At 62.1% G+C, this 21464-nt stretch carries 22 protein-coding genes and 1 tRNA gene; 14 read left to right on the forward strand and 9 right to left on the reverse strand.

Annotation, left to right across the window (positions count from 1 at the left end; translation table 11 throughout):
• Positions 1–11 precede the first annotated feature (11 nt).
• The 3 genes from ACW73L_RS00290 (at position 12) to cysZ (ending at position 2891) form a co-directional block, all read left to right on the forward strand.
• Positions 12–707 (forward strand): hypothetical protein, encoded by a 696-nt coding sequence (locus ACW73L_RS00290; protein ID WP_498919305.1) that lies wholly within the window; start codon positions 12–14, stop codon positions 705–707.
• Positions 700–2055: a sigma 54-interacting transcriptional regulator gene (locus ACW73L_RS00295; protein ID WP_498919306.1), complete on the forward strand. Its 1356-nt coding sequence runs from the start codon at positions 700–702 to the stop codon at positions 2053–2055. The genes ACW73L_RS00290 and ACW73L_RS00295 overlap by 8 nt, the downstream gene beginning before the upstream one ends.
• A gap of 95 nt (positions 2056–2150) precedes the next feature.
• Positions 2151–2891 carry a sulfate transporter CysZ gene (gene cysZ, locus ACW73L_RS00300; protein WP_498919307.1) on the forward strand — a complete coding sequence of 247 codons (741 nt, stop codon included), beginning with the start codon at positions 2151–2153 and terminating at the stop codon, positions 2889–2891.
• A 28-nt stretch (positions 2892–2919) separates the two neighbouring features.
• Here the strand turns inward: cysZ and ACW73L_RS00305 are convergent, their stop codons facing one another.
• The 4 genes from ACW73L_RS00305 to ubiG form a co-directional block, all read right to left on the reverse strand.
• The gene (locus ACW73L_RS00305) at positions 2920–4371 is read right to left on the reverse strand and encodes a cryptochrome/photolyase family protein (RefSeq protein ID WP_498919308.1); all 1452 of its coding nucleotides are present in this window, start codon (positions 4369–4371) and stop codon (positions 2920–2922) included.
• 102 nt (positions 4372–4473) lie between these two features.
• Complete coding sequence (locus ACW73L_RS00310; protein WP_498919309.1) at positions 4474–6015, reverse strand: cryptochrome/photolyase family protein; 1542 nt, start codon at positions 6013–6015, stop codon at positions 4474–4476.
• On the reverse strand, positions 6008–6382 hold the full coding sequence (locus tag ACW73L_RS00315; protein ID WP_498919310.1) for a thiol-disulfide oxidoreductase DCC family protein: 375 nt from the start codon (positions 6380–6382) through the stop codon (positions 6008–6010). The genes ACW73L_RS00310 and ACW73L_RS00315 overlap by 8 nt, the downstream gene beginning before the upstream one ends.
• Positions 6383–6487: 105 nt before the next feature.
• Positions 6488–7255 carry a bifunctional 2-polyprenyl-6-hydroxyphenol methylase/3-demethylubiquinol 3-O-methyltransferase UbiG gene (gene ubiG / locus ACW73L_RS00320; RefSeq protein WP_498919311.1) on the reverse strand — a complete coding sequence of 256 codons (768 nt, stop codon included), beginning with the start codon at positions 7253–7255 and terminating at the stop codon, positions 6488–6490.
• 117 nt (positions 7256–7372) lie between these two features.
• On the opposite strand from ubiG, the gene purE reads away from it, so the two are divergent.
• Positions 7373–7858 (forward strand): 5-(carboxyamino)imidazole ribonucleotide mutase, encoded by a 486-nt coding sequence (purE, locus tag ACW73L_RS00325; protein WP_498919312.1) that lies wholly within the window; start codon positions 7373–7375, stop codon positions 7856–7858.
• The gene (locus tag ACW73L_RS00330; protein ID WP_498919314.1) at positions 7855–8991 is read left to right on the forward strand and encodes a 5-(carboxyamino)imidazole ribonucleotide synthase; all 1137 of its coding nucleotides are present in this window, start codon (positions 7855–7857) and stop codon (positions 8989–8991) included. Before purE ends, ACW73L_RS00330 begins: the two co-directional genes overlap by 4 nt.
• 62 nt (positions 8992–9053) lie before the next feature.
• Here the strand turns inward: ACW73L_RS00330 and ACW73L_RS00335 are convergent, their stop codons facing one another.
• Together ACW73L_RS00335 and ACW73L_RS00340 are read right to left on the reverse strand one after the other, a co-directional pair.
• Positions 9054–9515, reverse strand: a complete 462-nt coding sequence (locus ACW73L_RS00335) for a DUF1249 domain-containing protein (RefSeq protein ID WP_498919316.1) — start codon at positions 9513–9515, stop codon at positions 9054–9056.
• A gap of 89 nt (positions 9516–9604) precedes the next feature.
• Complete coding sequence (locus ACW73L_RS00340) at positions 9605–9898, reverse strand: PilZ domain-containing protein (protein WP_498919317.1); 294 nt, start codon at positions 9896–9898, stop codon at positions 9605–9607.
• A gap of 270 nt (positions 9899–10168) precedes the next feature.
• Here ACW73L_RS00340 and ACW73L_RS00345 point away from each other — a divergent pair, with 270 nt between their 5' ends.
• The gene (locus ACW73L_RS00345; RefSeq protein WP_498919318.1) at positions 10169–11182 is read left to right on the forward strand and encodes a tryptophan--tRNA ligase; all 1014 of its coding nucleotides are present in this window, start codon (positions 10169–10171) and stop codon (positions 11180–11182) included.
• Between the two features lie 228 nt (positions 11183–11410).
• On the opposite strand, the gene ACW73L_RS00350 is transcribed toward ACW73L_RS00345, so the two are convergent.
• Complete coding sequence (locus ACW73L_RS00350) at positions 11411–13177, reverse strand: transglycosylase SLT domain-containing protein (RefSeq protein WP_498919319.1); 1767 nt, start codon at positions 13175–13177, stop codon at positions 11411–11413.
• Between the two features lie 45 nt (positions 13178–13222).
• On the opposite strand from ACW73L_RS00350, the gene ACW73L_RS00355 reads away from it, so the two are divergent.
• The 5 genes from ACW73L_RS00355 to ACW73L_RS00375 all read left to right on the forward strand — a co-directional run bounded on the left by ACW73L_RS00355 (position 13223) and on the right by ACW73L_RS00375 (position 17014).
• Positions 13223–13990 (forward strand): class I SAM-dependent methyltransferase, encoded by a 768-nt coding sequence (locus tag ACW73L_RS00355; RefSeq protein ID WP_498919320.1) that lies wholly within the window; start codon positions 13223–13225, stop codon positions 13988–13990.
• A 3-nt stretch (positions 13991–13993) separates the two neighbouring features.
• Positions 13994–14455 (forward strand): ribonuclease HI, encoded by a 462-nt coding sequence (gene rnhA, locus ACW73L_RS00360; RefSeq protein ID WP_498919322.1) that lies wholly within the window; start codon positions 13994–13996, stop codon positions 14453–14455.
• 11 nt (positions 14456–14466) lie between these two features.
• Positions 14467–15180, forward strand: coding sequence for a DNA polymerase III subunit epsilon (gene dnaQ / locus ACW73L_RS00365; RefSeq protein WP_498919323.1), 714 nt, complete (start codon positions 14467–14469; stop codon positions 15178–15180).
• A 48-nt stretch (positions 15181–15228) separates the two neighbouring features.
• Positions 15229–15316, forward strand: a tRNA-Ser gene (locus ACW73L_RS00370).
• Positions 15317–15547: 231 nt separating this feature from the next.
• Positions 15548–17014: an OmpA family protein gene (locus tag ACW73L_RS00375; protein ID WP_498919324.1), complete on the forward strand. Its 1467-nt coding sequence runs from the start codon at positions 15548–15550 to the stop codon at positions 17012–17014.
• Positions 17015–17325: 311 nt separating this feature from the next.
• On the opposite strand, the gene ACW73L_RS00380 is transcribed toward ACW73L_RS00375, so the two are convergent.
• A complete protein-coding gene (locus tag ACW73L_RS00380; protein WP_498919325.1) occupies positions 17326–17841 on the reverse strand; it encodes a methyltransferase family protein in 516 nt (171 codons plus the stop codon).
• Positions 17842–18054: 213 nt separating this feature from the next.
• On the opposite strand from ACW73L_RS00380, the gene ACW73L_RS00385 reads away from it, so the two are divergent.
• Entirely contained in the window at positions 18055–18540 is a 486-nt protein-coding gene (locus tag ACW73L_RS00385) for a nucleoside deaminase (RefSeq protein ID WP_498919326.1), read from the forward strand.
• 360 nt (positions 18541–18900) lie between these two features.
• Here the strand turns inward: ACW73L_RS00385 and ACW73L_RS00390 are convergent, their stop codons facing one another.
• The gene (locus tag ACW73L_RS00390) at positions 18901–19074 is read right to left on the reverse strand and encodes a hypothetical protein (protein ID WP_498919327.1); all 174 of its coding nucleotides are present in this window, start codon (positions 19072–19074) and stop codon (positions 18901–18903) included.
• 206 nt (positions 19075–19280) lie between these two features.
• Between ACW73L_RS00390 and ACW73L_RS00395 the strand changes: the two genes are divergently transcribed.
• Together ACW73L_RS00395 and ACW73L_RS00400 are read left to right on the forward strand one after the other, a co-directional pair.
• Positions 19281–20519, forward strand: coding sequence for a porin (locus ACW73L_RS00395; RefSeq protein ID WP_498919328.1), 1239 nt, complete (start codon positions 19281–19283; stop codon positions 20517–20519).
• 100 nt (positions 20520–20619) lie between these two features.
• The gene (locus tag ACW73L_RS00400; RefSeq protein ID WP_498919329.1) at positions 20620–21450 is read left to right on the forward strand and encodes a hypothetical protein; all 831 of its coding nucleotides are present in this window, start codon (positions 20620–20622) and stop codon (positions 21448–21450) included.
• Positions 21451–21464: the final 14 nt, after the last annotated feature.

Here is a 21464-nt window from a genome sequence, read left to right on the forward strand (position 1 = left end):
CTGTGGCGACCATGGCGATTTGCCTCGCTGCGGCTTTCGGGCTTGCGTCCTGTGCCGGCTTCGACCCGCCGAGGGCTCAAGATCCGTACCTGCCTCCTGCATCTGCGGGACCGTACCGTGAGGCCAGCGCGAGTGCGCTGGTGGCCTACGGGGCCTCGCTGGCGGTGCTTGATGCCGCTGGCCGTGCCTTCGAGTGCCAACGGGTGCTGAGCATCTATCGGGGTGATCGTCAGCTGCCGGTCTTGTTCCACCTGTTCGTTGCGCAGACAGCGCCGCCCGGATGCGGCGATCTACGTGCGACCACGCGCGAAGTGCAGGCCATGCGGGCCGTCGTCACCGATCCGATGCTTCGAAACTTTCTAACGGTCCAGATACTTGCTGCCGAGGGACGGGTCGAGGCTGCCGCCGAGCGGCAGGAACTTGAACGCGCGCTTCGTCGAGCGCGTTATAACCTGAAACAATCCATGTCACGGCACCGCCAGTCGATCAGTCAGGTGCGAGACACCTACCGGCGGATGAAGTCGCGCGATGCGGAGGCGCGGCAACTGAAACAACGCGTAGACGAATTGAAATCGGTCGAGCAGGGCCTGAGTCAATCGGTCAGGTCGCGCGATGCGGAGGCCCGGCAACTGAAGGAGAAGCTGGACGCGCTGAAGTCCATCGAGCGGGAGATCAACGAAACCGAGAGGCGGGAAGATTATGATTAGTCGTAAGCGAATTCTGCTGGTCGACGACGACCCGGATCTTCTGCGTCTACTGAAGCTGCGCCTGGTGGCCGCTGGCTTTACTGTTGAAAGTGTTTCCGGCAGTCAGGAAGCCCTGACTTGCTGCGTGTTGTTCCGCCCGCATGTGGTGGTCACCGATTTGCGGATGGACGACATCGACGGGATCGGTCTGTTCAAGATTCTCCGCGAACAGTACCCGACGCTGCCTGTCATCATCATGACGGCGCACGGTACCATCGAGGACGCGGTGGACGCCACGCGGGAAGGGGTTTTCGGCTTCGTGTCGAAGCCGGTCAACCATGGTTTACTGATCGAGAAATTGAACGAGGCCACGCGCTACAACGGCATGTCCGAAGTGGCCGAGGACGTGGAGCCCTGGCGACGGGCGGTGCTCACCAAGAGCCCCTTGATGGAGGAATTGCTGAGTCAGGCCTTCCGGGTCGCTCAGGGACGCGCGAATGTGTTCCTGAGCGGGCAGAGCGGCACCGGCAAGGAACTGATGGCGCGCGCCATCCATGAGGCAAGCCCGCGGCGCGAAGGGCCGTTCATCGCGGTCAATTGCAGCGCGATCCCCGACAATTTGTTCGAGGCCGAGATCTTCGGTTACCGGAAGGGCGCCTTCACGGGTGCGCTGCGAGACCACGATGGACTGTTCCGCGCGGCTTCCGGCGGAACCTTGTTCCTCGACGAGATCGGCGACATGCCGAAGCCGTTTCAGGCCAAGTTGCTGCGCGCGGTGCAGGAGATGTCGGTGCGGCCGATCGGGGCCGTGCAGGATGAGTCGGTTGATGTGCGTATCGTTTGCGCGACGCATATGGACATGGAACAGGCCATGGCCGAGGGGAAGTTCCGGGAAGACCTCTACTATCGTCTCAGCGTCGTCACACTGACGCTGCCGACACTGCAGGAACGCCCCGAGGACATCACGCTGCTCGCCCAACATTTCCTGCGCGAACTTGCGGAAACATATGCGGCCGATGTCCGGGGATTTTCGCCGGAGGCCATGGAGGTGCTCGTTTCGTTCCACTGGCCCGGCAACATTCGGCAATTGCGGAACGTCGTAGAGCAATGCCTGGCGCTGTCGACGACATCGCTGATTCCGCTGAGTCTGGTGCAGAACGCGCTGCGCGACGCACCCGGGACCTTCCTCCCGCTGCAGGAGGCCAAGGAACAGTTCGAGCGCAATTACCTTGCCCGGTTGCTCCAAAGCACCAACGGCAACGTCTCACAGGCCGCCAAACTGGCCAAACGGAACCGGACGGAGTTCTACCGTCTGCTGAGCCGCTACGGTATGAACCCCGGCTTCTTCAAGGAAACCTCCGAATCCTGAGCCCTGATGCCTCGCCCCAGGGTTTAGTGCCACGAAGCGTAAGGCGGTGTCGCCGCGGTCATGCCGCACATACGCAGAACTCGATCCGAAAGCTCATGTCATCAGCCATCAAGCAACACAAGCCGAATGCGCTGGCCGGGGCCACGCTGCTGCTCCGGGGTTTCACCCGGCTCGGGCAGCGGGACATCCGTCTGCTGGTCATCGCACCGTTACTGATCAATCTCGTCGTATTTTCGGTGGCCTTGTGGGTCGCGGGGCACTATTTCGAACTCTTCCTGCAGTGGATTCTGCCAACCTGGCTCGATTTTCTGCGCTGGATCCTATGGCCTGTATTTGGGGCCTTGTTCGTGCTGCTGGTGTTCTTCACGTTCACGCTGGTGGCCAATGTCCTCGGGGCCCCGTTCCATGCACTCTTGGCCGATCGTTTGCTTGGCCAGGCCGGCGTGCTGGATCGCGCTCGCCGCGACAGCATCGTTCGCTCGACCTGGCGCAGCATGTCCGCAGAGCTACGGCGCGTTCTCGGATTCCTGCTGCGCGCCTTGCCTGTTTTTGTGCTGTTCGTGATCCCGGGCATCAACATGATTGCGCCGCCGCTATGGCTCGGCGTCACGGCGTGGTACATCACCCGGAACTACTTCTCCTATCCACTGGATACCCTGGGCTTGACGTTCGCGGAGCAGGAATCCCGGCTCAAGGAACTGGGCCTGCTGCGATTGCTGTTCGGCCTGACGGTGCAAGTCGGTCTGAGTGTGCCGTTACTCAACGTTCTGGTGCCGCCGGCCGCGGTGGCGGCCGCTTCGCTTGCCGTGGTCGAGCGGGAGCGAAGAAGCGCGTGAGCGTTGGTCCCGGCGAGCCGTCACCTGTTCAGTTCCTTTCCTTCAGGGTCGCGTAGGCCGCAAGGGCCTGTTGGCGACTTTCGCGGAGATCGATGATCGGCTCGGGGTAGCTCCGGCCCAGTTCGATACCGGCTGCGGCAAGCCGCTGGCGATCGGCGGTCCACGGCTCGTGCAGCACCTTGTCGTCGAGTTGCGCCAATTCGGGCACCCAGCGCCGGATATAAGCGCCGCGTCCGTCGAACCGCTGCCCCTGCAGAACGGGGTTGAAGATTCGAAAATAGGGCGCGGCATCGGCGCCGCAGCCGGCGCTCCACTGCCAGCCCAGCGTGTTGCTCGCGAGATCGGCATCGACCAGGGTGTCCCAGAACCATCGCGCTCCCGCCAGCCAGGGCAGGCGGAGATTCTTCGTCAGGAATGACGCGACGGCCATGCGGACGCGGTTGTGCATCCAGCCGGTATGCCATAGCTCGCGCATGCCGGCGTCGATCAGGGGGATTCCGGTCTGGCCCCGCTGCCAGAGCGCGAGGGATTCGGCCTGATCGCCGTCGGCCCAGGGGAAATCCACGAAGCGGGGATCCAGCGGTGCGTCGGTCGTCGCGGGGAAATAATAGAGGAGGTGGTAGGCGAATTCGCGCCAGCCTATCTCGCGGACAAAGGTTTCGAGATGCCGCTGAACAGTGGTACTTGGTTGCCGGTCCCATACATGCTGGAGGGCAGCCACGATCTGTCGTGGCCCGATCTCGCCGAAATGCAAATGCGGCGACAGGCGGGACGTGCCAACGCAGTCCGGGCGATCGCGGTCGTCGGCGTAGCTGGCCAGGGGCTGCCGGATGAAATCTTCGAGGCTCTGGGTCGCAGCGTCTTCGCCGGGGGTCCAGGTTGCCTTCAATCCTGCGTCCCAGGCGATTCGTGGCAGCAGTCCCAACTCGGCGACATCGAGGCTGGGCAGTGTCGGTGATACCGAAGGAAGCCGTTCGACCGGCGTGCGGTTTGGGGCGGGGAAACCGATGCCGCGGGCCGAGCGCCAGAAGGGCGTGAAAACCCGATAGGGTTCCTGCTTTTGCGTCGCCACGGTCCAGGGCTCGAACAGCAGGGCGCTGTTATACGACCGAACGTCCAGTCCCTCTTTCCTCAGCTGGGATTTCAACGTCTGGTCCCGCGCAATGTAGGCGGGCTCATAGAGGCGGTTCCAGAGGATCCGGGTAGCACCTGTCTCGGCAATCAACTGTTGCAGCGCGATGGCCGTTGGCCCACGGCGGATGATGAGGCGAGAGCCACGCGCGTTGAGACTTCTGTCCAGGGCTTGCAGGCTATGGTGCAGCCACCACCGGCTGGCGCTGCCGGGAGGCCAGGGCAGGCCGTCGGCGCTGTCGTCAACGAAAACCGGTATGACGGTGCCGCCGACTTCGATGGCCTCCGCCAGCGCCGGATTGTCGCTCAGGCGCAGATCTCTTCGAAACCAGACTAGGGAAGCGTTCATTGCAATGTGTTGGAACCAAGCGTTCTCAAAGGAGTTGGCACCCCTGCCCGTGAACTGTCGCAGCTCACGTTAGCCTGGGACGCTACCGGGGATTTTCTGGAGCTAAGCCAGTTGGGTGCGTAGTTCCGCCGCCTGACGACCGATCGCAACTCGTGTGGGTTCGTCAAAGCGCTCGAGGCTGCGCCATTGCAGCGCGGTGCGCGGGTGGTGCGCAAACCGTGCCCGGTGACGGATCAGGAAATCCCAGTAGAGCGTCGTGAACGGGCACGCTGTTGGGCCGATTGCCTGATCCGGCTTGAACCGGCAACCGTCGCAGTAGTTACTCATGCGCTGAATGTAGCGCCCGCTCGCCACATAGGGCTTCGAGGCGACCAGACCGCCGTCGGCATACTGAGACATCCCCAGGGTGTTGGGTAGTTCAACCCACTCGACCGCATCGACATAAACCGCAAGAAACCACTCATGCACCTGCCGCGGTTCGACGCCGAGCAGCAGTGCGAACAGACCGGCCACCATCAGCCGCTGTATGTGATGCGCGTAGCCGTACCGCAGGGTTTGTCCGATGACTTCGCGCAGGCAGGCCATGTCCGTGTCGGCAGTCCAGTAGAAGTCCGGCAGACGATTCCTCGCCTCGAGTGCGTTGTGGTCCTGATAAGCGGGCATCTGCGTCCAGTAGATGCCGCGGATGAACTCTCGCCAGCCGAGAATCTGACGGACGAAGCCCTCCACGGCGGCCAGCGGCGCATTGCCGGCATCGAGGGACTCCATGGCCGCCGCGAGGACTTCGTTGGGCGCGAGCAGCTTGAGGTTCAAGGCAGGCGACAGCCGTGCATGGAACAGGTAAGGATCTCCGGTCCATAGCGCATCCTGGTAGCGACCGAATTGGGCGAGGCGGTGGTCCAGAAAGTCGGTCAGCGCTGACTTCGCCTGGGTCGGGGTCACCGGCCAGTCGAAATCAGTGGTATGCCCCGGGTGCGATGGAAAGTGCGTCTCGACGTCGCGGAGAACCTCCCGAGTGATGGCGTCGGGCGGAAACCTCGCGGGTGGTCGAACTGGGGGCGGACCCCGGCGTCCAAATGCCTGCCGGTTCTCGGCGTCGTAGTTCCACCGCCCTCCCTGAGGCTCGGTATCCACCATCAGGATGCCCGTGCGACGCCGCAGCAAACGATACAAATGTTCGGACCGCAGTATATTCCGATTGCGCGCCCACAGCGCGAAGTCGCCGGTCGACATCATGAAGTGACGATCGGGAGCCAGGTAGAGCGGCAGGCCATGATCGGTTGCACATCGCGCGACAGCTTCTTGAAGCCTGAACTCTCCAGCCCGGGCCATCAATATCGCAGACGGTTTCAAGGCGACGAGGTCAGCCGATAGGGCGTCCGACAAAGTCGCGAAGGAATGGTTGCCGAGTTGGTGGTAGATGGTCGGAACACCCTCCGCGATGAGGGTCTCCCGGAAGTGGCGCATCGCGCTCAAGAACAGCGCGATGCGGGCCTTGTGCGACCAGACATGACTGGCCTCGCCCGCGACTTCGGCCATCCAGACCCGGTCCTGAGCCGGGTCGAAGTCGTCGAAAACGCCGGAGTCTCGATTCAGTTGGTCGCCAAGTATCACGACCAGCCGGCGGATCGCCGCCTCAGGCACTGCAAGCGCCTTCGCGGCAGCGCTTCAGAAAGTGGCGGCGCGCAAAACGACGGTATACCAGCTCCAGCAGCGCCGTGAGGTGCAGCTTGGTGATGCACCGGGCCAGCCATCGATAGCCCGGCAGCGATGACCAGAGTCGCACGAATGCAGCCGCTCCGGTGTACATGCGCGCGGCGCTGTCGTCCCACACGTGAAAGGCTGCGAGCGCCACCCGTGGATCGACGTCGAATCGGTCCAGCCTTGACGGTTCACGGATGATATCGATCCAGCATATGGATTCAAGCGCCTTTAGGCGCCGATAGTGAGCGATTTCGCGGCTGCATAGCGGGCAACCGCCATCGAAAAATACGGTCAGGTCGTTATTCATTCTGTGCGCCTTGAGCGTTGACTGACCGTTGGAACCGGGGTCGTCCGATGAGTTCCCTGGCCCAGGCCGGAAGGGAGCGGCCCCCTTCCGTTGGATTGTCGCTTTCTATACGGCGGGTTTGGCCGCCGTAAGCATGAAATTGATGGGGTAGTAGCGGCTTAAGCTGAAACGGCGGGTCCAAGGATTGACCCGGACGCCCACGCGGTCCGTGACCTCCAGGCCTTGCTTGTTTAACTCGCGTTCCAGTTCCTCGGGGCGTGGGAATCGGGACCAGCGATGCGTGCCGCGTGGCAGCCAGCCCAGGATGTACTCGCCCATCACGATCGCGCCGAGAAACGACAGGACGGTGCGGTTCAATGACGCGATGACCATCAGCCCGCCGGGCCGGATCAACTGGCAGCACGCGGAAAGAAAGGTTTCGAGATCGGCGACGTGTTCGACGACCTCGAGGTTCATCACGGCGTCGTAGGTCGCGCCTTCCTCTGCCAGGCGCTCGGCGCTGCCGCACTCGTAGCGGACGGAGAGTCCGCTGGTTCTGGCGTGGTGTCGCGCGGTATGGATGTTCTTCTCGACAATATCGACGCCATGGACCTGGGCGCCGAGTCGCGCCAGCGACTCGCTGAGGATGCCGCCGCCGCAGCCGATGTCCAGTATCCGGAGACCGGAGAGCGGGGCAATCGGGTCGTCTGCGGCGCCGAATCGCTGCACCAGCGCCTCGCGAAGGTAGTCGACCCGCACGCCGTTCAGGCGATGCAAGGGCCAGAAGGGACCCTCCGCGTCCCACCATTTCGCGGCCAAGGCTTCGAAATAGGCCGCTTCGGCGGGGTCCACGCTGCGGGCCGCAGGACTGGTGTTCTGGTTCGATGATGGCATTTTTTTCCTCTACCGTTGCCGCGGGCGAATCACCGCGATCGGGACGCGCGCGGCCGGGACCCACCGTTGAGCTAAAACGCGCTATCCTACGCGTTTTTCTCGCCAGAAAGGTACCGTATGATTGACGTCGGTCTGGTCATGGGGAGCCGCAGTGACTGGGATGTCATGCAGCACGCAGCGGGGTGGCTCGAGGAGTTCGGTGTGCCTTTCGAAGCACGGATCGTGTCTGCCCATCGGACGCCGGACCTGCTGTTCGAATATGCTGCCGGCGCCTCTGCGCGTGGCTTGAAGTGTATCATCGCCGGCGCCGGCGGCGCCGCTCATCTACCGGGCATGCTTGCGGCAAAGACCGAAGTGCCGGTGCTCGGTGTGCCGGTGCCGAGCCGCCATCTGCAGGGTCTGGACTCCTTGTATTCCATCGTGCAAATGCCGAAGGGGATCCCCGTGGCGACCTTTGCCATCGGTGAGGCCGGGGCCGCGAATGCCGCATTGTTCGCCATCGCAATACTGGCGACGCGGGATGAGAGCCTCGCGACGCGCCTGCGCGACTTTCGCGCCCAACAGACCGCGTCGGTGCTCAACATGGAGTTGCCGCTGCCATGAGTGTGCGCCATATCCTGCCCAATGCGATGCTGGGCATACTCGGTGGCGGACAGTTGGGGCGCATGTTTACCATCGCTGCGCGCAGCATGGGGTATCGTGTGACCGTCCTCGACCCCGACGTCGAAAGCCCCGCGGGGTCGATCGCCGACGTGCATCTGCGTGCGGCCTATGACGATCGCGCGGCACTGGACCGGATGATTGCCAGCTGCGCCGCTGTCACGACCGAGTTCGAAAATGTCCCCGCCGAGAGCCTGATCTATCTCGGCGCCTCCCTGCGCGTATCCCCGGCTCCCGAGAGCGTCGCGATCGCTCAAGACCGCATTCGGGAGAAGCGTTTCATCGCAGGTGCGGGCCTGCCCGTCGCTCCGTTCATTCCGGTAGAAACGGAAGCGGCCCTGGCGGGTGATCTGGAACCGCTGCTACCGGGCATTTTGAAACTGGCGCGCTTCGGCTACGACGGGAAGGGGCAGTTGCGGGTCGCGAGCCCGGCCGAATGTCGCTCCGCGTTCGCCGAACTTGGTGGCAAGTCGTGTGTGTTGGAGCGGCAATTGCCGTTGCACAAGGAACTGTCCGTTATTGTCGTCCGCACGTCCGCTTCCGAGGTTCGCACCTTTCCGGTGGCTGAGAATCAGCATGCCGCGGGCATACTCGATGTCAGCATCGTGCCGGCTCGCGTCGACCAAGCATCGGCGGAACGGGCGCGGGATATGGCACTGATGCTGGCGGACGCCATGGACTATGTCGGCGTGCTGGCCGTTGAGTTCTTTGTGCTGCAGGACGGCGAGATCGTGATTAACGAGATCGCCCCGCGCCCTCACAACAGCGGCCACTACACGCTAGATGCATGCGCGACCGACCAGTTCGAACAGCAGGTCCGGGTAATGTGCGGATTGCCCCCCGGCGATACGCGGCTGCTGACGCCGGTCGTCATGGTTAACCTGTTGGGCGACATCTGGCGTGACGATGAACCGGCATGGGACGCGTTGCTGACCGAGAGTAACGTAAAGTTACATCTTTACGGCAAGAAAGCGGCGCGTATCGGTCGAAAGATGGGTCATTTCAATGTCTTGGCCGCGAACGTGGAGACGGCGTTGAGTCAGGCGGAGCAACTCAAGTTCATTCTTGGCAGCTGAGCCGGTTCAGCTGAACGGAGCGGCACGCCGGTTTCGCCCGAATGAGGCACCGGCTGCGACGGTCACGCGAGGGCGGGCGGTCCGGCAACGCCAGCCGAGAGCCCGAAACGGTATTGGCTGCGCAGACAATGCTCTAGCCAGCGCTGCAGAAAATAGTTCGAACTCCACTTTTCATCGAGCACTTCAGCGCCGCCGGCGCGTGTTTGGTGACGGCGCGAGGCGAGCGGTGGTCGGTGGGGGGGGAGAGCCTCGGCGCAGCGGCCGTCGAGGTAGACACGCACACAAACGCTGGGCTCGAAGCGCCGGTCGACTTCTGGCCCGAAACAGTGACTGAGTTCCAGTGTCAGCGTGTAAGGCGAGCGCTCGATCACCTTCAGGTGGAGCGGCGGTTTGCCGTGGGCGCGGGCAGTTGCGTCATCGGATAGCGTGGTGAGGTCCGGAACCAACTCGCAGAGCTGACGGAAATTGGACTCACACAGTTGTGCCAGCCAGTAGGATCGGTTTCGGGGTCGGAATTGGCTCATTTTCTGTTAGGGACCGCGCGGGTCCGGTGCAACTCGGCGATGGCGGCAGGATGAGCTGTCCGATCGGACGTCCAGGCCGGGTGGTTAAGTCAACTCTTGATGCCCTTGATCGCTCCGGCAATGCGGTACGGACCGGCATCGGTGGCCACGCAACGCACCACTTCGACAAAGGCTGTCAGGGGCGCAGCGACGCCGCGCTGGGGGACCAGGTGTATCTCCACGGCCGTCCCGGTCGTCAGAGGATCGTCGGCCTCGAACAAGACCCCAGAGCCACTGATATTGATGCAAAACGCCTCGTGCGACACGTCTTTGCCGGCCAGTCGGAAACTCATGGCACAGTCGATTCGGTTACGCGGGGAGTCTCGCCGCTCTTGACGTTCCAACTGCGGGCCTCGTTGATCGTGGTGTGAAACCAGACCCCATTATTCTAAACCAAACCCGCAAGGTTTCGCGGAAACGTGGGTTCCGGCCGGTCGTTGGCTCGACGGTTGATTTATGTCATATTGCGGCACTTTGCGTCCCGGCTACCGGATAGGAGCCTCGGGCTTCGATGGCAGCCAACCCGTGAATGACTGCGGTGGAACTCCGCAGACTGTGCCAGACCAGCCAAGGGTCTGCCAGGACGTATCCAAACTCAGCAAGCGGATCCCCGAATGACCAAGAAATCTGTCGTACTCACTGGTATTACCACTACAGGGACCCCGCATCTCGGCAATTATGTCGGTGCCATACGTCCGGCCATCGAGGCCAGCATGGACCAGCATGTGCAACCCTTCTATTTCCTGGCCGACTATCATGCGCTGATAAAGTGTCAGGATCCGGAACGGGTGCGCGAGTCGACATTACAGGTCGCAGCCACTTGGCTGGCTCTCGGTCTCGATACAGCCAATGCCGTGTTCTATCGACAGTCAGACATCCCCGAAATCGGTGAGTTGGCGTGGATCCTGAGTTGCGTGACGGCCAAGGGCCTGATGAACCGGGCGCATGCGTACAAGGCGGCGGTTCAGGCCAATCAGGAGAGCGGAGAAGCCGATCCTGACAAAGGGGTCACCATGGGCCTGTACAACTATCCGATCCTGATGGCTGCGGACATCCTCCTGTTCCGCGCCAACCGGGTTCCCGTCGGACGCGACCAGATCCAGCACATCGAGATGGCGCGAGATGTCGCGGCGCGGTTCAATCATATCTACGGTGAGCATTTCGTGCTGCCTGAGGCGCAGGTTTCAGAGGAATCCGCTCTGCTATGCGGGCTCGATGGCCGCAAGATGAGCAAGAGCTACGACAACATCATTCCACTGTTCGCCACGGAGAAGGCGCTGCGCAAGCTGATCATGAAGATCAAGACCAACTCGCTGCTCCCGGGCGAACCGAAAGATCCCGAAGGATGCACCCTGTTTGGGATCTTCCGGGCGTTTGCGACCGCCGAAGAGTCGGCGGAAGTGCGAAAGCGCTACGAAGAGGGAATTGCCTGGGGTGAAATGAAGACCTTTCTGTTCGAGTACCTGAACCGGCACCTCGAAGCGAGCCGAGAGCGTTATGAGGCCCTGATCGAAACGCCCGAGAAAATCGAACAGGCCTTGCAGGACGGTGCTGAGAAGGCGCGAGCGCAGGCGCGGCCCTTCATGCAGGCGTTGCGGGCCAGCGTCGGGATTCGGCCCCTGGCCTGAGTGAGCGGGCACCGCGAAGACAGGGACGGTGAGTTTGACGCAGGCACGTCAGATGGGCGCGTCGCGGCCCAGCGAGCCCGATGAGCGCAGATGCCGCTCCGCGGGCCCTGACGCCCCACTCGGATCCGTTCGAGGCAGCGCGATACGCGAACCCGTTTCAGCACATCGCGTTAAAGCCTCCCCGACGGCTGAAGGGGAGGCAACTGCTGGCGAAGACGGGGTGTTGGTTCAGCGCTTCGGCTTAAGCCGTACCGTATCGGCTTTGGCCGTTACGATCTTCTCCACCCCCTTGCGCGATTCGTTGCTCCTTGCCACCACAGTCTTGGATGTAGGGCTTGCGAGCGTCGAAGAGCGCTCGGTTTTTCCCTTCGTCACGGATTTTTGCGGTGTGGCTGTGGCGACTTTGCCTGACTTCCGCGAATCGGCCGTCACTCGCTCAGCGTGGTTTGTGGCGCGAGTCGGGGCCGGAGTCGCGGTCCGGCTGGACTTCGTCGACGCGTGGTGCTCGCTGCTCGAGGTCGGTGTGGGTCGTGCCTTGCCCGTCGTGCTCGCCGAGCGCGCGCGTGCGCTTGCCTCGTTGTGGGTGTTGGTGCGGGGCGCCGCGTAACTGCTCCGCTCCTTGCTGTGCGCCGAGGAACGGCGCGGGGCGGGCGCCGGCTCGGGATCTGTGGCGAACGACGTCGGCTTGAAGGGGTCGGTCTCCGCCTGGAATGGCTGCTCGCTGAACGATGTCGAGCGTGAAGCGGTCGTCGGCTGCCGGGTGGGCTCCTTCAGAGCTTCACTCAGAGCGCTAACCCTCATGGACGAGTACCGAGGCTGCTCCGTTGAGTTCCCGGTTTGGGGTAAATCGCTGGAGCTCACCGTGTAGCGATCAGGTTCGGACTGTAGCGGACGGCTCTCGAACTCGCGGCGCAACAAGTCGCTCTGAGTACTGGCAAGCCGTGCAAGCTCCTTTTTGAACGTCTTGCTCTTGTGTGCCGGCACGAAGAGCCGGACCGATCCGTCCGGGTCTACGAAGGTGTTCTTGAAGCCCGGATTCACGGCGCGAAAGGCTTCAAGAGACATGTCCGCGGCATCTGCCGCGACGGCGAGGTCAAGTTGGTGGCTGACCTTCACCGTCTTGAATTTTGCCTCGTTAGGAATGTCGCGGAGGTCGAGGCCGTAACGGTCCGCACCGGCGAACAGTCGCGATACGGCGAGCAGTCGAGGCACGTACGCTCTGGTTTCTTGAGGCAGGTCCAGTGACCAGAAGTCGGTGGGCAGGCCCTGATAGGCGTTGCGTCGAATCGCACGCTCCACCGCGCCCTCCCCGCAGTTGTAGGCCGCTACCGCAAGGAACCAGTCACCATGGAATTGGCGATTCAGTTTCTTCAGGTACTTGATGGCCGCCTTCGTGGAAGCGTAAACGTCGCGGCGTCCATCATAAGCATGATTCTGCTTGAGGCCGTAGTTGCGGCCGGTCGTCGGAATGAACTGCCAGATACCCGCGGCCTTTGCGGGCGACACGGCCTGTGCCTGGAACGCGCTTTCCACGACTGGCAACAGGGCCAGTTCGCCCGGTACGCCCTGGCGCTCGATCTGTTGTACGATGTTGTAGAGGAAGGGTTCGGCACGCTGTTGCGCTCGCTGCAGGTAAGTCGGATGGTTCACGAACCAGGACAGTTCTCGATCAACTGCACGATTTTGCACGTCGGGCAGCGCGTAGTTGTCGAATAGCCGTTCCCAAAGATTTGCGTATTCGTATTGAACTCGCTTGGTGCGATTCGTGTCCGTAACGTTGACTTGACGAACCCCTTTCTTCGAAAAGTGGAAGAGGCGCGCTTCGGACTGCGGTGAAGTGACCGAACTGACAACGGTCGCCGGTTCTGGCGCATCGTCCGATACTGAGACGGGCGACGGCTTCGTCTTTGTCGTGTGCTGGCTACAACCCGCTAAGGAAAGCGCAACCGCCGACATGTAGCAAAGGAGACGGGGGTTGTTTTTACCGAATTTCATGGCGTGCACCTCACGGTTTCATGCCTGCTGAGCGACCGACCAACTATGCTGCTCAACCTGTTTAGAGGGGACCAGAACACCGCAAGCCCGCGTGGGCGCGAGTTCTTCATCGAATGGTATCGCTCTGCGACATTGGGAAGGATCCTCCAGGAAGTTGAGGTGTCCTATCTTAAAGACTCGCTACAGCTTACTTATAAGCAACGGATATTACAAGTTGGGTCGCTGGGTTGTGAACAACGATACATACCTGATGAATTCCGGCAACAATTAATCGTGTTGTCGCTCGGCAGCGACTGCCGCGAGCTGCGCGGTCGGGACGTGGAGGCCGAGCCCGCTAGCTTGCCGATCGCCTCGGAATCGATCGATCTACTGATACTGCCCCACGTCATCGAGTTCGAGGCAAACCCTCGCGCAGTGTTGAGGGAAGTCGAACGCGTCCTGCGGCCGGAGGGCCGCTTGGTGCTCCTGACGTTCAACCCCTTCAGCATCCATGGTATCGTTCGCCGCTTGGCACGCCGCGATGCCTTTCGCGGGCAGGGGTTCGTTCCCGCGGCGCGACTGCTGGACTGGCTCAGGCTCCTGAAATTCGAGGCACAGTTCGACGTCGCTTTCGACGCCACGACCGCCCAGATCATCGAGTCACCCGAAAGCTTCTTCAAGCGTTCCCAGGCCTTCGTATCGCTTGCCTACGCCACGCGGGCCATTAAGCGGAATTATACCGTGATCCCCATAGAGCCATCCTGGGCCAAGGCGCCCGCCATGTTGGCAGGGCAGGGAGCCGAAATGTCGCGTGTTCTCAACCAAACAGATTAAGGTATGACTGAAAAGGTGTTCGCCTATACGGATGGGGCCTGCCGAGGCAACCCCGGTCCCGGTGGGTGGGGGGTGGTGTTGCGTTTCCGCGACCGCGAGCGTGAACTGTGCGGTGGGGAACTCGCCACGACGAATAACAGGATGGAATTGATGGCTGCCATCCAGGCGCTCGAAACGCTGACCCGCCCCTGTGCGGTGTCGATTTGCACCGATTCGAAGTATGTGCTCCAGGGGATCACGGAATGGCTGCCGAACTGGGTGCGACGCGGTTGGAAGACCGCCGCGAAAACGCCGGTCAAGAATGCGGACCTTTGGCAACGCCTGGTGTCCGCGCAGCGGATACACACGGTCGAGTGGCAGTGGGTCAAGGGCCACTCAGGCCACGCCGAGAACGAAAGGGCCGACAGCTTGGCCAATCAGGGTTTGGTCGAAGCGCTCGAGGCGTCAGGTCTGGTCCGGCAGTAGGCAGTAGGGTGATGCGGCAGATTGTTCTCGATACCGAAACGACCGGCCTGTTTCCCGAGGAAGGGCATCGGATCATCGAGATCGGTTGCGTCGAACTCATCGACCGGATGCTGACCGGTCAACGCTTCCACGTCTACCTGAATCCGCAGCGGCAGGTCGACTCCGGCGCGGCCGAGGTGCACGGGCTCACAAACGAGTTTCTTGCCGATAAGCCCCTGTTTCCCGACATCGTGGACGACTTTCTGGCGTTCATCGCCGGTGCCGAGTTGATCATCCACAACGCGCCATTCGATGTCGGCTTCATTGATCACGAGTTGCGTCTGTCGAATGCCGAAGCGTTCAACCCCCTGCGCGATTACTGTGCGATCACGGATACGCTGGCGCTAGCCAAGAAGAAGCACCCGGGACAGCGCAACAGTCTTGATGCCTTATGCAAGCGCTATCAGGTGGACAACAGCCACCGCGATCTGCATGGCGCGCTTTTGGACGCCGAGATTCTGGCGCAAGTCTATCTGCTGATGACCGGTGGGCAGATCGCCCTCGGCCTCGATGAAGACGTGGCCGTCAATCCGGATGTGAGCGCTGCTGCTGGGGCTCAGCGCCGCTCCGGATTCGGTCGTGCGCTGCGGGTGGCGTACTGCAACGATGCGGAGGCCATTGCGCATGAAGCGCGACTTGACGCCCTCGACAAGGCCAGTGGTGGCGTGTGTCTCTGGCGGCGTTAGTTCTGGTAAAGGGTGGCCTTTTTCGGTAACCTTCCCGCGTCATGACCGGGAGAGGTGGCTGAGCGGTTTAAAGCGGCGGTCTTGAAAACCGTTGATGGGAGACCATCCGGGGGTTCGAATCCCTCCCTCTCCGCCACTGTGGTCATAAAGTTCCCCTTCCAGCCTATAACGGCATTATTCGGTCGGTCTTCGCACGGTAGGCCTCACCACTACAGGCTCTCCTGATTGGCCCGGTTGCCCTGAATCGAGTCCACTCGATCATCTCCTCAGCCATCCTCGTCGACTGTGCCGCGTCGCTACTAGTACTTTCCGAGAAGCTTGTCCGGGGCCTTGTTTTTCCGTAGCCGGGGTCGACGGCCCCCGCAACTTGCGTCCCGACGCCCGGTGTGACGCTGAACCGTTATGGCTTTCGCCGGCCGATGGCGAGGCGCTTGTTGTTTCAAGACGATGCCGTGAACACAGGATGCTTTCCTGCGCCAAGTCAGGCGCGTATGATGTTGTTGTTTCGCGCAGAACTGTTGTTTTTTTGTGGGAGGGGACGGAAATGAGAGCGACATATTTTTTGTACGCGGCCGCACTTCTCGGCGTGCTTGCGCCCGGCGCGCAGGCAGCGGAGTACGGGCAGGACACGATGGCGACCGGCACCGAAGCGGTCGCGCCCGACACGACAATGAGCGGTGCCACCGACCCGGCGGTCGCGGATCCGATGGCGACGGCGACCGAGGCGGTGCCGGCGGAAGCCGATACGGCGGCGGCAGCGATGACCTCGACCTACACCTGTCCGGACGGTAGCTCCATACCGTCGGCCGACTCGCGCTGCGTCGATGATCGCTGGTACTTGTCCCCGTTCGGCACGTTCATGCAGCCCGGCGGTGACCGCAAGGCCTTCGGCGGCTGGGGCGGCGGCATGGGCATCGGCAAGATGATCAACGAATGGTTGAACCTCGAAGTCCGCGGCCTGTGGATGAACTACTCTAACAACATCCCGGACGTGGGTGGCCAAACCGATCTGACCGGCGGCACGTTCGATGCGCTGTTCTTCTTTGACCGCGATGTGTTCTCGCCCTACTGGGTCGCGGCGGTCGGTGGCGTCAACCAAAGCTGGCGCACCGGTCAGGGCTATGGGTCGCAGAATTCGGCGTTCCTGTTCCAGACAGGTCTCGGGGCAGAGGTCGAGTTGGCTGATAATTTCCTGCTGCGGGCCGATGTTCGCTATCAACTGCAGACCGCTCCGACGAACATGCAGTACCGGATGCCCGGCACGGGCGTGCCGAACAATGTCGGCAACGCGGACGTGTTCAACGACCTGGTCGTGAACGCGGGCTTCGTGATTCCGCTGGGCGAGAAGCCGGTGCCGGTAGCGGCGGCAGCGCCGGCGGCGGTTGACGACTGCTCGACGAAGGATTCCGACGGCGATGGCGTCAACGACTGCGACGACAAGTGCCCGGGCACGATGAAGGGCGCCAAGGTCGACGAATACGGCTGCTTGGTCCGCATCGAACTGCGCGGTGTGAACTTCCACTACGACTCGGCGGAACTGACCGAGACGGCGAAGGGCATCCTGGACGAAGTGTCGACTGGTCTGATCGCCTCGGGTGAGACCAAGGACATCGAAGTGCAGGGCCACACCAGCACCGAGGGTACCGACCAGTACAACATGAAGCTGTCGCAGCGTCGCGCGGCGTCGGTGGTCGACTACCTGAAGATGAAGGGCGTGCCGAACAACCTGTATCCGAAGGGCTATGGCGAGATGTACCCGAAGGTATCGCCGGACCGCACCGAGGAAGAGCGTTCGGTTAACCGTCGCGTGGAACTGGTCTGGATGGGCGAATAACGCCTGACGGGTCAGGACAGAATCAGGCCCACGGAAGGGCCCGGACAAACCCGCCGCATGGCGGGTTTGTCGTTTCTGGACCTGCCTGTTGCACGCGGGGCATGCGATGGGTTCAGCCGTTCGGATTCGCCAGGCTTTCTGTCGCCGTCCGGCGTTGCCGAACCCTCGGTTGGAGTGGCTCGCCGGCTTCGTGCACCCGCTAGCACCGCCGCAAGCTCGCGGGGCAGTGGACCATGCCGACACCCGGGATGTGGGATGGGAGGGTTTGGTTCAACGCCGTCGCTGGACTGGGTATCGAGTGGCTTCGCTTGTCAATACAACCATGGCAAGAGCTTTCGCACCCGGTTGGCGTAAGCAGGATAGCCCGGATGCCGTTCAGTGAGCCACCGCTCTTCAATCGTGGCCTTATAGTCGAAGAATAGAAAGCCGGCTACGAGCAGTCCGAGATGTAATGCGCTGAGGGTGTAGATCGTCCAGCCCAGGCCGGCGATGAGTTGGCAGCTGTAGAGCGGGTGGCGGACCCATCCGTAGATGCCGCTGGTCACCAGTTCGCTATGAGCAACGGGGTGGGGCAGGGGCGTCAGGTAGCGGCGGATCTTTATCAGGGCGAGTGCTGCCATCGCAGCCGCTGTACCGCTGAGGATCGATAGCGCGGCCGAGCGTGCAATGCCAGTCGAGGCGAGAGCGTCCGGAGCGAACCAGGGATTCCACGGCGGGGCGAAGAAAAAGGTGCCGACGAGCAAGAACTGCAGCACGACGAGCACTTCGCCTCGGGTTCCATACCATGGGCGATTGATCGCTGTCGCCGGGTTGCGCGGTGGATTCATGGCTCAGCGCTTACCGGTTGCGTGAGTGATTCGGGAACGGAATTGCGAGCAGCGTTCGCTTGCCCGGACGGGCCAGCATGCGCGCCGGGTTCGGCTCTGTCAAACGCGGTGGAGGCGGAGGACAGCGTCGATGGGCGCTGCGAGGCGAGCAGCATGGCCCTGATCTGCATCCAGCGGAGCGGGAGACGGTTACGCTAGGAGGGGCGGACCGCAATGCTGCGCCGTTGCTTCGAGGGCTTGATGTGGGAGTTGGCGATGAACCGGGATGCATTCTTCCAGGCGGCAGTCGATGAGGCGAAGCGGGGTTTGGCCGAAGGCGGTATCCCGATCGGCGCCGTGCTGGTATACCGCGACAAGATCATTGGACGAGGCCACAACCTTCGAGTGCAGAATGGCGATCCACTGCTGCACGGTGAAATGAGTGCCTTCCGGGCGGCGGGCCGCCAGTCTGCGAAGGTTTATCGAGAGTGCGTGCTCTACACGACGCTCTCGCCTTGTCCCATGTGCAGTGGCGCCGCACTGCTGTACCGGATTCCAAAGATCGTGATTGGCGAGAACCGGACTTTCCTCGGTGCCGAAGATTGGCTGCGTTCGCAGAACGTCGAACTCGACGTACTGCAGGACGCGGAGTGCATACAGCTGATGCGAGAATTTATCGAGCGTGCTCCAGCGCTCTGGCACGAGGACATTGGCGTTTAGCTACGTTACCGTCGTGCATGCCTCGGGTTGGATGATTCGGGGAGGCAGGTTGGGTGTCGCGCGTCCTCCGAACCAGGCCTACGCGCGGTTGCCGCGCACGCGGCCCTCCTGTCGGTGGCGCCCTTCTTGGGGGTGTCCCTCCGCAGAGCAGGCTGGGTACAGGACGAACGGTCGGGCGACAGCGCACAGGTCGTTACTGCCGCACCGTTGACCGGTGCGGACAACTCGGTGCGCCGTCGAGATCGCGCGGCTTAACTCCGCCCCGAAGTTGCTTTTCCCAGCCACCTCAGCGCGTCCGGCGATTGCCGGGGTTCGCCATGGTTGCGCAGGCTCGCCGCGCAGACCGCCGCATCAAGTTCGTCAGCCGATGCATTTTCCGTGCGAATCCCGTTTCTCTCCGCCCTGCCTCGCGGCGTCGCGGTGACCTTCGGCGACACAGGTGACAACCTTGCTCGCGAACAGGTCGCCACGGAATGGCAGTATGGGCCAGAAGGGCAGGAGTCGGCAGGTCGAGGCTGCGGAGACACTGCTCATCTGGTGGCCCTCGCTGAACAGGGGCTGTGGATGTCTCCAGTACGGTCTGGCAACGCCCTCGGCCACGGCATAGGCCGGTGGCGCGATGCACAACACTTGCTAACAAGCAACATGTTGTGTACTTTAAACATCAGCAAATGTCCGATGTGCAACACGTGCTGTATCGGCTCCATCATCTGTTCCGACAGGAACAAGGAACGCTTTAAATGACACGACATACCAGGACTGCGGTCGCTTTATCCTTCGTCGGGCTTCTCGTCTGCTCGGCGGCGGAATCGAAAGCGCTCCGCGATACCGAGAACGCTTGGGAAGCCGCTTTCCCGACCTTTCAGAAGCCACAGTGGATGAAAGATCTCGATCTGACCTTCGGAGGTTGGATCGACGCCGGTATCGCGACGAACTTCAACGCCTCGCCGGATAATTTCAATGGCCCGGTTGGTCTGATCGACCGCACCGCGGAGCCGCGGATCAGCCAGCTATATTTCGTGCTCGAGCGCCTCGTCAAGAAAAGCGACGCCTGGGACATCGGCGGGCGATTCGACGTCCTCTACGGTACCGATGCCTTCATCGCTCAGTCCACGAACAATTGGGACAAGGGCCTGATTCCGACCAGCGTGTCGCGCTTCTACAACCTCGCGTTGCCTCAGTTGTACGCCGAAGTTTACGCGCCGCTTGGCAACGGCCTCTCCACTAAGGTCGGCCACTTCTATGGTCTGACCAACTACGAGTCGGTCATGGCGACCAAGAATTTCTTTTATTCCCACAGCATGAGCTTCATGTGGGATGGTCCCTTCACGCACACCGGCGTGTTGCCAACCTACCAAATCGACGACAACTTCGAGTTGACGGCAGGTGGCGTGATGGGCTGGAACAACGTCAACGCGTACATGTCGGTCTGGAACTTTCTCGGAAAATTCGCGTGGACTAGCGACGACAAGGGCACGAACGCCAGTTTTGCAATCATCACCGGCGATCAGCCGAACCTCGACAACCTGACCCGCTACACGTTCCGCATCGAGCACAAGTTTTTGACCGACTGGGAAGGTGTCCTGCAATGGACGAACGGCATACAGCAGAACGATCCGATACGCAACGGCAAGGACACGTCGTGGTACGGCATTCAGAGCTATCTGTTCTACAACGTTGACCAAGAATGGGCTTTCGGCTTGCGGGGCGAGTGGCTGCGTGACCAGGACGGCGTGCGTGTCCGCTACAACGATCGCCCCGGGAGCGCGCCCATCAATGCAGTCGGACCGGCAAGCTCAGCCCCCGGGATCGGCTCCAGTTACTACGAATTCACGTTGGGTGCGCGGTGGTCGCCTCTGAAGTGGGTTACCGTGCGGCCAGAGCTGCGCTATGACTGGGCGGACCAGGCCAATGCTTTCGATGCCGGCAAGCGGCAGGATCAGTTGATGTTCGCGACCGACATCATTGTGCAGTACTGATGGCAAGAACTGCCCTCATCGGACCGAGTTCGCCCGCGGCTGCGGTTCTTGATCCGAACCTGCCACGAATGCCTTGCTGCCCGAATCTACGGAGTCTCGATTGAAGCTACCCTACGTTTTCGCTCGTGCGGTCTGTGGCCTGCTCTGGGCCGGGGCCGTTGCGGCTGGTCCCTCCGACCCGACGCTCGAATTGCCGGCCCGCGACCGCAAGGCCATTGAAGACGTGGCCGGCGCGGGCCTTATCGTCGCGGCATTGCCCGCGCCCCGTCTATCGAATCCGGCTCAGTTCCTCGAACTGGATGCGGCACCGCGGGTTTACCGCGTACGTGACCGCGATAACGGTGAGATTGACGAGACTCATCGCTGGGAGTCTCCCGGCATGCAGAGCATGCAAACGACCTGGCGTTATCGGGCAGGGGATTCCGAGACCGGTCTGGTCGAACGCACGCCCGACGGCAGCTTCGAGATCTCCGGGATCGAGGATTTGAAGGAGAAGGCCCTGACCCGCTACACGCCGGCGGAGCCGCTGCTGGTGAAAGGGATGGTTCCCGGCGAGGAGCGTACGCGGCGCATGGAGGTGCAAGTCTACGATCCAGCCGATGCGACACAGGTCATGCACCGAGGCACCTTGGAACTGGCTCATCGCTACCTGGGTGCTTACCGCATCAATACGCCGAGCGGCGTCCATGATGTCATCCTGACGCGGTCGGTGTTTGACGGCAACGTCGGGCCGGCGCACCTGCGCGACGTCCAGTACCGCTTCTTCGCAAAGGGTATCGGGATCGTGGCGACGGTCGAGGCACGCGACGTCACTGCGGCGGTTATCTACAACTCGGAGGTTCGCGTTGCCCGCTTGCTGGTGGCGCGTCCACTACAGCAGGCGGAGTGTTCGGCAGCTGCGGCTGCGCTGCCCCCCGCGGCCCTCTGCTAGGCCGTCTACCGCTG

It is taken from the genome of Methylolobus aquaticus, assembly GCF_054172105.1.